The organism is Sulfuritalea sp. (assembly GCF_017302275.1).
Lineage (GTDB): Bacteria > Pseudomonadota > Gammaproteobacteria > Burkholderiales > Rhodocyclaceae > Sulfuritalea.
In genome coordinates this window covers 1-10,252 of record NZ_JAFLDR010000069.1, presented here as the reverse complement: position 1 = coordinate 10,252, position 10,252 = coordinate 1, and the positions used below count along the sequence as shown (strand labels likewise).

Below are 10,252 nucleotides of genomic sequence, written 5' to 3'. Positions count from 1 at the left end.
GCAGCGTCGCCTTGTCGGCGGGCAGCTTGTCGGCCAGCTTGTCGAACTGGCTGTCGGGGATGTTGATCGCGCCGGGAATGTGGCCGGGATCGTACTGGCGCGCGGCGGGGCGCGAGTCGATGATCACGACGCCCTTCTTCGGCGGGATGCTGACTTGCTGCCTGACGAAGTCGTAGTCGACCAGCGCCTTGGCGTACCAGCCGTCCCTGGGCTGGATCGCCGCCGCGTCGGCGGCGAAGGACGGTGTCGGATACACCAGCGGGGTGACGCCGAGTGCCGCCGCGACCGCAACCAGCAACGTGATCTTTCTCGCTCTCATCATGATCTCCTTTTATAGAAGAGTGAATTTTTCGGTGGATTCGTTGTAGCGCACCAGCGCATACCAGAGCAGCAGCAGGGCGCCACCGGCAAGCAGCGTCCAGCCCCAACTGCCCCACATCTCGGGCAGGTAGGCCTGGAAACCGATCTTGGTCATCTCCCAGGTCTCGACATTGGTCTCATCGATGGTGGTGAGGCCCAGCTTCTTGAACACCGCGCTGGCGATCGATCCCATCCAGGCGAAGAAGAACATCGTCACCCACAGCTTGAGGTGGCCTTCGCCCATGCGCCACAGCGAACCCGAGGCGCAGCCGCCGGCGAAGACCATGCCGATGCCGAAGATCAGGCCGCCTACCAGCGAGCCGATCCAGAAGGCCGGCGGGATGGCCAGGTAGGGGTCGAGCACCTTCTTCTGGAACAGCAGGGCGGCGATCGGGATGCCGATGGCCAGCGCCAGGATCACCGCCTTGGTCATGTCGCCCTCGGCGGTCATGAAGGGCTCGCGGAAGGCGCGCGCGAAGCACAGGCGCGAGCGGTGCATGATGAAGCCGATGGCAAAGCCCGCGACGACGATCACGGCGCGCGCTACCAGCTTTTCGTCGCTGGAGCCGTACCATTGCGTGGCCCACAGCAGCACACCGACGATCACGGCGAGGCCGAGCCAGGGGAAGTTGCTGCGCAGGCCTTCGGGCACGTCGAGCGCCGGTGGCGCCTGCATGCCCCATTCGATGTGGTCCAGCGTCCATAGCAACAGCTTCAAGCCGATCGCGGCGCCGGCCAAGAGCCCGGCCCACATCGCCCAGCCGGCCGGGGAGGAATGCAACACCGGGTTGAAGAAGCCGCCCGTTGTGCAGCCGCCGGCCAGCGCCGCGCCGATGCCGAGCAGGCTGCCGCCGGACGCGGCCCAGACGTATTCCAGCGGGGGCGGCCGGTTCGGGCTGAACTGGCGTGACAGCAGTGCGGCGGAAAAAGCGCCGATGACCAGCATGATGTTCATCAGCGACATGCGGTGCATCAGGAAGCCTTCGGTCTGCTGCGGAATGCCGAGCACGGGGCCGAGGCCGATCAGGTTGTTGAACCAGTCGCCCCAGAACTTGACGCCGCCAAACACGCCCCAGACCAGGCCCGAGAGCATCAGGCCGATTATGGTCAGCACCAGCAGCATGGCGCCGACGAAGGGCGACCACTCCTCGACGAAGATGGCCTGGTAATCGGCCTTGAAGCCGGTCAGCCAGGTGGAATCGCTATCGCTCATCGCTTACTCCTTGTATCCCTTGCGCGAACACGCAGGCGCGTCGCCCGAAAGGCGACGCGCCTGCGTCAGCCATCTCTGTGGATTAGCTGCAACTTGCCGGGGCGTCGCCGTCCTTGGCGCCTTTGTTGAGGAAGGCCGCGACGTCGTCGAGCAATTCCTGGTCCGGCGTGTCGGCGAACTTTTCGGCCGCCTTGTTGCCCGACTTGATGCTGGCGCGATAGGCCTTGCTGACGTACTGCTTGACCGTGTCCTTGCCCTTGGCATGCTTGTCGGCCTTGATGTAGGCGGCCCATTCGGCCTTGGTCTTGGTGCTCGGGTTGATCGAGCCGATGGGCGCCACCGCGTGGCATGAGGTGCACACGCTGCGGTAGTAGACGCGACCGCGCTTCCAGTCGGCGTCATAGGCGGAGGCCGAGGCGGCGATGACAGAGAGGATGGCGCCGGCGGCGAGGGTCTTGACGAGTTTCATGCGTGTCTCCGTTTGTGGTGGTTGTTAATCGACTTCTTCCCAGCCGGTGATCATGGCCTTGATGTGCGCCAGGGGCGTGTGGCCGGCGGTGGTGAGATAGACGTGGGCGATGAGGAAGGCCAGCATCATGAAGGCGCCGATGGTGTGGCCGAGCGCGACCCATTCCAGCGACAGCCCGCCCAGGCCCCAGGCGGCCCACTTGTCGTAGAACAGGTAGAGCCCGCCGGTGACCCACAGCAGCGGCCCGACGCAGAGCAGGATGAACAGGTAGGCCAGGCGCTGCAGCGGGTTGTGCTTGCGCAGCGTGGTCAGCTTGAACGGGTGCGGCGCGTCCTTGAAAATGCCCACCAGGTAGTACTTCATCATCGCCACCACCTTCTCGGTGGTCGGGATGTATTGCTTCCATTCGCCGGTGGTGAAGTGCCAGAAGATGGCGAACACCCACAGGCCGATCAGCGTCCACGCCGCCGTGGTGTGGTAGGCCACCGCCTTCTCGAAGCCGAAGATGGTGTAGGTGCCGTGGATGTCGAAGGCGGTGAGCATCAGGAAGATGATCAGCGCCGCCTGCGACCAGTGCCAGAAGCGTTCGAAGCGCTTGAAGACATAGATTCGTTCGGACATTTTCAGCTCCTTAATGCTTGCGGGCGGTGACGATGCGCAGGGCGCCGTGACCGATGACGCCGAGCAGGGTCAGCAGGACGATGGCCCAACCGGCGGTGTCGACCAGCTTGTTGTTGTCGCGCGCGGGCAGATACACGCCCTGGATGCCGGTGAGGCGCCCGTCCCGGGCGTGGCATTCGACGCAGCCCATGGCCTTTTCCTTGGGCGCGACCATGTGCGTGATCGGCCAGGACATCTCGGTCTTGATGAAGTCGACCTTGCCGGACCACGGCGCGCCCGAATCCTTCATGCCGGTGGCGATGGCCTTGTCCCAGTCGAGGTTCTTCCAGTAACCGGTATCGTCGTTGCCGGCGGTGTGCGGCGTGATCAGGGTCTTGTTCACCGGGTCGTAGGGCTGCGAGCCGCGGAACACCTTCATCGGCCAGATCATCGACTTGCCGTCGGCCGGGCTGCCGCCCATCCTGTTGATCGGCGTGCGCTGCTCGGTCTTCTCGATCTTGTCGGTGAGCAGGGTGTATTGCACGTTGCCGTTGAACCAGGCGTACTCGGGCTTGACGTTCTCGGCCAGGGTGAAGTCGCCCTTGCGCGATTCGTAGGTGATGCGGCCCTTGGCATCCTTGAGCACGATGTGCTTGCCGTCCTTGTCGCGCTTGCCGGCGGTGGACCAGTCCCAGGTCAGCTTGGTGGCGACGCCGCCGCGCGCATAGGTCGGGATGTGGCAGGTCTGGCAGGCAATCTTGGTCGCGTGGTGGTTGAGCCGGGCTTCCTTCTTGTGCGGCGCGTTGTCGTGGCAGGCAACGCAGGTGGCCGGGTTGCCGCTACCGGCCTTGCCGCGCACCTGCACGCCCTTGTCGTCCTTGGCGGTCGGTGTGTAGCGGCTGCCGGCGACATCGTGGCTCGATGTCTTGTGGCAGGTGCCGCAGGTGAAGTCCAGGCCCTCGGCATCCATGTGCACATCGACGTCCTTGGTCGGCGCGGCCAGCGAACTGTCCATGTCGCCGTGCTTGACGCCGTCGCCGCCGCCGCCGTTGAAGTGGCAGGCGCCGCAGGTGTCGCGACTCGACTTGCCGACCTTCTGCGCGATCTTCGACAGGTCGATGCCCTTGATGATCTTGCCGGAGCCGGGCGGGTATTCCGTGTCCTTGGTCACCGGATTGCCGGCGAAGCCGGGCGGCTTCTTGTAGTTGCCGGTGGTGTCGTGGCAGGCCAGGCAATCAACGTTTTCCTGCTTGGCGAAATCGAAGTTGGCGTCCTTCCAGCCGTAGCCGACGTGGCAGGAAGTACAGGAGGCGTAATTGGAGGCGATCGAGATGCAGAAATTGTTCAGCACCGTCTTCTTGCCCAGGGTCTGCTTGGTCTCGGGATTGAGGAACTCCCATTTCCAGTGCTTGGTGCGGTGGATCTGGCCGGCGGCCTCGGTGTGGCATTCGAGGCAGGCCTTGGTGACCTCGGGACCGGAGTCGAAGGTCTTCTGCAGTTGCTTGAATTTGGCGTGGTCGGCGGTGGTCGTGAGCTTGAGCGGCTTGGGCTCCGGCTTGGCCTCCTCAGCCAGCGCATGGCCAGTGGCGGCCAGCCAGCCGGCGCAACACAACAGCAACGCGGCGTGGGTAATTGCGGTTTTCATGACACCTTCCCAAAAATTGAGGAAACCCGAACAGTACAATAATTATCTTCTGATATACCGATGCGGTTTTGACCAAGGTCAAGGACGCGACGATCTTTTCATGGTCGCCAGGATCGTGGTTCTCGGCCGATTATCCGATAATAATCAGCGCGTTGAGGTGGTGCTTCGGCCTTTCTGCCGGTATCCGGGCCGTGGCACCAGGCACTGCCAGGCGAGCGGCAAGCCGAGGGCCGCTCAGGCCGACTGCTTGATAGCCAGCACGGCCTGGTTGCGCAGGGTCCGCAGCAGCGAAAGCTCCCGTTCCGGGATCATGATGTCGCCGGCGTTTTCGCGATCCGCGTAGATCAGGGCGACCGGGTTGTTCTTGATCGTCAGGGGCAGCAGGACGAATGTTTTCGCCGTTACGGTACGGCGATGCCATTCCGGAATTCGGGCCTTGATCTGGTCGTCGTCGACGTTGCTGATCAGGACATCGACGCCCTTGCCCAGCGCCGCGAGAAAAACGTCGGGTGGGCCCTTCAGCGGGAAACGGAAGGTCTTGAGGACCTCGTTGGCGTCCGGGCCGAAGCCGAAGCGACCGGCCATGGTGTTGGTCTTGGCATCCCTGACACAGAGCAGGACGCGCTGGAAGCGCATGGCGCGATACATGGTTTCGAGGATGATGCGCAGGATGTCGTTGAGCTTGAAATCCTCGACGAGGGTGTTGCTGATGTCCTGGATGCCGGCGGCGAGGATCGACTGGCCATCGACTTCCTCCGCGCCATCACCGCCGGCCTGGGGCATTGCCGCGGTGACCACGGCAGCCCCGAGGATCGTTGCGCCCAGGGTTGTCGTCGAGGCTTCGGATTCGCCCTCTTTCTCGGGGCTGGCCATGCCCTGGCCGGATATCGCCTTGACCTGCCTGCCGAACGCCGTCTGGCCAAGATTGATCCGCACCACCCGGGCGAATTCGTTCAGTTCGCCATGGCAGCGCCCCACCAGTTTCTGGACTTCCGCCTCGTTGATGCCGACATGTTCGCCGAAGCGGGCGATCAGCTTGGCCATGGCTTTCTTCTGGTCGCCGGGGTGCTTTCCCGCGATCACGTCACAGATCTCGTTCGCTGCCTGGGCAATCACCCGCATCTTGTCTTCGAGGGTGTGCGGCCGGGATATCGGGCCGCTTTCCATGTGATGCATGCTGCGCACGATGAGTGTGGGAAAGCCCCAGGTCCGTGCGGTGCCGATCCCCAGTTCCTCGAAGGAGATGCCGAGGACCAGGGCCGACGCCTGCTGTTCCGTGAGCTGCTTTTGCTGCATCTCGCGACGGACTGCGGCGGATTCCTCCGGAAAATAGAACTGGCTGAGGATGCGGCCGAGGGAATGGAACAGGCCGCAGATGAAGGATTGTTCGGCATCGTGCGCGCCGAGCTTCTTGCCGAGGTCGCGCGCCATCAGCGCGGCGAAGTTCGACTGGATGAACTCCTCCATCAGATGCTGCTTCGCCGACGTATTTTGCAGGTGCTCGAACATGAGCACCGTGATCGCCAGGTTGCGCACGGCATCGAAACCCAGCACCAGGATCGCGCGCGACACCGTGCTGATGTTGCCGGCGCCGGCCGAACGAAAGTAGGCCGAATTGACCAGCTTGAGCAGCTTGTTGGTCAGCGCGAAGTCGCGCAGGATCGCACCCGACAATTTCTGGATGCTGTCGCGATCGGACTGGGCGATGCGATTGATCGCGCTGACCGATTCCGACAAGGCGGGGAAATCGCTCTTGTGGCGCATCCGGCGCAGCAGGAAATCGAGGGTGCCGCTTGTCGAACCGTCCTTGTCCTGCACTTCCGGATTGAGGAAGCCGTCGATCGCCTGGCGAAACGCTTCGGCGGAGGGATAGCGGGCATCCGGATCGCGCGCCGTGGCGGTGTGCAGGATGGTGGCGATGCGGTCGTCGACGTCGGCATCGCCGTCGCGCGGAATTTCGATGTCCTCGTTGGCCAGGCGGAACATCACCTGATAAACGTCGCGGCCGGCAACCGCGCGGCGGCCATAGATCATTTCGAACAGCACCAGTCCGGCGGCAAACACATCGGCCTGCGGTCCGATCCTGCGCTCCATGATGTATTCGGGCGCCATGTAGGACGGGGTGCCGGTGTATCCCGCCTGCCCATCCTCCTTGGCCGCCACCTCGGCGGCAATCCCGAAGTCCATCACCCGCGGCCGGCCCTGGTCGTCGACCAGGATGTTGCTCGGTTTCAGGTCGCGGTGCACGATGCCATGCCGGTGGGCTTCCGCGATCGCGTCCAGGACCTGGCCGACGATGCTGGCGGCTTTGCTGGCGGTCAGCTTGCCGGCTTCACGGATGGATTTTTCCAGCGTCTTGCCGGCTACGTATTCAAAGACCAGGTAAAGGTCGCCGCCTTCCTCGCCGGCTTCGAACACCGGCACCAGATTCGGATGGCGCAACTGGCTGATCGCCCTGGCCTCGGCAAGCAGGGTCTGGTTCTGCTCGGGATCCGGGCGCGTGAAGTGCAACGTCTTGATCGCGACCTCGCGCAGCAGTTGCGGATCGCGTGCCAGGTAGACGACGTTCTGCGCGCCCCGGCCAAGTTCCCTGACGATGTCGAATCGGCCGATCTTCATGTGCAGCGCTGTCGCTCCCGGGGCATGCGCGGGGGTCATCGATCCCGGCGGCTGGCGGTCCGATTCTATAGTGGATCGCGCAGGGGCTCACGGCCCGACTCGCGCCGACGGCGCTGCCGCATCGACCCCGCCGCCTGCGGCGCGGCGCGATGTCCGCTCAGGAAAGTTGCGCGATGTCCCGCACGGCGCCGGTGTCCGCCGAAGTGGTCATCGCCGCATAGGCCTTCAGCGCCGACGAGACTTCGCGCTGGCGGCCGAGGGGCTTCCAGGCGCCCTGTTCACCTGGGCCGCGCGCTTCCATCGCGGCACGCCGTGCCGCCAGCGCCGACTCTTCGACGGCGAGGTGGATGCGGCGGTTCGGAATGTCGATCTCGATCGTGTCGCCTTCCTCCACCAGGCCGATGGCGCCGCCGGCGGCCGCTTCGGGCGAGGCGTGGCCGATCGACAGGCCGGAGGTGCCGCCGGAAAAGCGGCCGTCGGTCAGGAGCGCGCAGACCTTGCCGAGGCCCTTCGATTTCAAATACGAGGTCGGGTAGAGCATTTCCTGCATGCCCGGTCCGCCCTTCGGCCCTTCATAGACCACGATCACGATGTCCCCGGCGACGATCTGGTCGCCAAGGATTTTCTCGACCGCCTCTTCCTGCGACTGGCAAACGCGGGCGCGGCCGGTGAAGCGGAGGTTCGACTCATCGACGCCGGCGGTCTTGACCACGCAGCCCTTCTCGGCGATGTTGCCGAACAGCACGGCCAGCCCGCCGTCCTGCGAATAGGCGTGGGCCCGGTCGCGGATACAGCCGTTGGCGCGGTCGAGGTCCAGCGTCGGATAGCGGCGCTTCTGCGAAAACGCCACCTGGGTCGGCACGCCGCCCGGCGCCGCGCGGTAGTACTCATGCACGGCGGGCGTGTGGTTGCGCTTGACGTCGCAGCGATCGAGCGCCTCGCCCATGCTCGGATACAAGACCGTCGGGCAGTCGCGGTTGATCAGTCCGGCGCGATCGAGTTCGCCGAGGATGGCCATGATGCCCCCCGCCCGATGCACATCCTCCATGTGGTACTTCTGCGTCGCCGGCGCCACCTTGGCCAGGCAGGGCACCTTGCGCGACATGCGGTCGATGTCGGCCAGGGTGAAATTGACCTTCCCCTCCTGCGCCGCGGCCAGCAGGTGCAGCACGGTATTGGTCGAACCGCCCATGGCGATGTCGAGCGCGATCGCGTTTTCGAACGCAGCGAAGCTGGCGATCGAGCGCGGCAGCACCGAGGCGTCGTCCTGCCCGTACCAGCGCCGGCAGAGATCGACGACGACGCGGCCGGCCTTGCGGAACAGCATTTCGCGGTCGGCATGGGTCGCCAGCAAGGAGCCGTTGCCGGGCAGCGAGAGGCCCAGCGCCTCGGTCAGGCAATTCATCGAATTGGCGGTAAACATCCCCGAGCAGGAACCGCAGGTCGGGCAGGCGGAACGTTCCATCGATGCCACGTCCGCGTCGCTGTTCTTGCTGTCGCCGGCCTCGATCATCGCGTCGATCAGGTCCACCATGCGGTACTCGCCGTGCCACTTGACCTTGCCGGCTTCCATCGGTCCGCCGGAGACGAATACGGTCGGAATGTTGAGCCGCAGGCTGGCCATCAGCATGCCCGGCGTGATCTTGTCGCAGTTGGAAATGCACACCATGGCGTCGGCGCAGTGGGCATTGACCATGTATTCGACCGAGTCGGCGATCAGCTCGCGCGAGGGCAGCGAATACAGCATGCCGCCATGGCCCATGGCGATGCCGTCGTCCACCGCGATGGTGTTGAATTCCTTGGCCACGCCGCCGGCCGCCTCGATTTCGCGCGCCACGAGCTGGCCGAGGTCCTTGAGGTGGACATGGCCCGGCACGAACTGGGTGAAGGAGTTCACCACGGCGATGATCGGCTTGCCGAAATCCTTGTCCGTCATGCCGGTGGCGCGCCAAAGCGCGCGGGCGCCGGCCATGTTGCGGCCGTGGGTGGAAGTGCGGGAACGGTAGTCAGGCATGGGAGGAACTCCTGCAAGGGGCGCGGCCGTGCCGCGCTAGAATCGCAAATTCTAGCCGAATCCCCCTGGGAGGCTTGTCCGCCATGCGCCCGCTCCTGCCTCTCGCGCCGTTCCTGATTGCCATTCTCGCGATTCCGGTTTTTGCCCAGGGACCGGGGATGCCTGCCCGCGATGGCGACGAACTCCTGGCCCGCGCCGCGGCCAACTCGCGCCGCATGCCCGAGGCCCAGCGCCTCGGCGCGCATGTCGAGCGCACGCGCGACGGCCGCAGCTTCGCGCTGGTCTGGCGCCCGCCGGGGCCGCCCGCCGGATGGATCGTCACCCTGCACGGCAGCGGCAGTTGGGCCCACGACGAGATCGCGCTGTGGCAGCCTTTCGCGCGGAAACGCCAGCTCGGCATCATCGCGCTGCAATGGTGGTTCGGCGGCGGGCAGCAGATGGCCGACTATTACGCACCGCCCGAGATGCGGCGCGAACTCGAAGGTCTCATGGTGGCTGCCGGCGCCCGCCCGGAGCACACCCTGCTGCACGGGTTCTCGCGCGGCGCGGCCAACCTCTACGCGCTGGTGGCGATGGACAGCCGCACGCCGCGCCCGCTGTTCCGCAACGTCGTCGCCAATTCCGGAGGCATGTCCGCCGACTTCCCCATGAACCGCGAGATCGAGCACGGCCGCTTCGGTGCCTCGCCCTATGCCGGAACACGGTGGTGGCTGTACTGCGGCGGCGGCGACCCCAATCCCGGGCGCGACGGTTGTCCGGCGATGCGCCGCAGCCAGCAGTGGCTGCGGGACAAGGGCGCAACGGCCGACCTGAGCGAAGACTCCGGCGGTGACCACGGCGGCTTCCATCGCCGCGGCCAGAACGTCGAAGGCGCGCTCGACTGGTTCCTCGGCGCCCGCTGATTTGCCCCTCGGGCGCCGTATCGCGAGCGCCGACTTTTGATCGGCCGGCCCACCGGCTTGCTCCGCTCACTGCGCCAAACTGCCGCGAACGATCGCCGCCGACCCTGACGGGCCGTTCAGCGTTCGAGGGGTTGGCGGTCAGCCATGCGGAGTGCTGCTGCGGCTGGGTAGGTCGCGATTGATGAGTACTCTCGGCCGAAGCTGACGGTGGTTGGCAAGCCATAAGAGCATGACTCCGTCTGCTTAAGAGACGTAGGTTTCTGATACGCCGCAGGCGCCACTATTGATATTTCCGTAAAACATGACAACTTTTGATCATCTGAAACGTTGTATCTCCAATGGTGATATTGGAGAATGTTGTCATGGCACAAAAGCGGTTAAGCGACGCAACAAAGAAGCGATTGAAGGCAGGCCGGATGCTGCTCGCGGG

8 protein-coding genes are annotated in these 10,252 nt (G+C 64.9%); 1 reads left to right on the top strand and 7 read right to left on the bottom strand.

Annotated features, from left to right (window positions below; genetic code table 11):
• The 7 genes from J0M27_RS20680 to ilvD form a co-directional block, all read right to left on the bottom strand.
• A partial coding sequence (locus tag J0M27_RS20680) for a rhodanese-like domain-containing protein (protein WP_294996426.1) occupies window positions 1-319 on the bottom strand: 319 nt, incomplete at its 3' end.
• 12 nt (window positions 320-331) lie between these two features.
• Window positions 332-1,573, bottom strand: coding sequence for a YeeE/YedE thiosulfate transporter family protein (locus J0M27_RS20675; RefSeq protein ID WP_294996424.1), 1,242 nt, complete (start codon window positions 1,571-1,573; stop codon window positions 332-334).
• Between the two features lie 82 nt (window positions 1,574-1,655).
• Window positions 1,656-2,042: a cytochrome c gene (locus J0M27_RS20670; protein ID WP_294996422.1), complete on the bottom strand. Its 387-nt coding sequence runs from the start codon at window positions 2,040-2,042 to the stop codon at window positions 1,656-1,658.
• 24 nt (window positions 2,043-2,066) lie between these two features.
• Window positions 2,067-2,663 carry a cytochrome b/b6 domain-containing protein gene (locus tag J0M27_RS20665; protein WP_294996420.1) on the bottom strand — a complete coding sequence of 199 codons (597 nt, stop codon included), beginning with the start codon at window positions 2,661-2,663 and terminating at the stop codon, window positions 2,067-2,069.
• Window positions 2,664-2,673: 10 nt separating this feature from the next.
• Window positions 2,674-4,287, bottom strand: coding sequence for a tetrathionate reductase family octaheme c-type cytochrome (locus J0M27_RS20660; RefSeq protein WP_294996417.1), 1,614 nt, complete (start codon window positions 4,285-4,287; stop codon window positions 2,674-2,676).
• Window positions 4,288-4,521: 234 nt separating this feature from the next.
• Window positions 4,522-6,906, bottom strand: a complete 2,385-nt coding sequence (locus J0M27_RS20655) for a serine/threonine protein kinase (RefSeq protein ID WP_294996414.1) — start codon at window positions 6,904-6,906, stop codon at window positions 4,522-4,524.
• A gap of 157 nt (window positions 6,907-7,063) precedes the next feature.
• On the bottom strand, window positions 7,064-8,920 hold the full coding sequence (gene ilvD / locus J0M27_RS20650; RefSeq protein WP_294996411.1) for a dihydroxy-acid dehydratase: 1,857 nt from the start codon (window positions 8,918-8,920) through the stop codon (window positions 7,064-7,066).
• An 83-nt stretch (window positions 8,921-9,003) separates the two neighbouring features.
• Between ilvD and J0M27_RS20645 the strand changes: the two genes are divergently transcribed.
• A complete protein-coding gene (locus J0M27_RS20645) occupies window positions 9,004-9,822 on the top strand; it encodes a hypothetical protein (protein WP_294996408.1) in 819 nt (272 codons plus the stop codon).
• The last annotated feature ends 430 nt before the right edge of the window (window positions 9,823-10,252 follow it).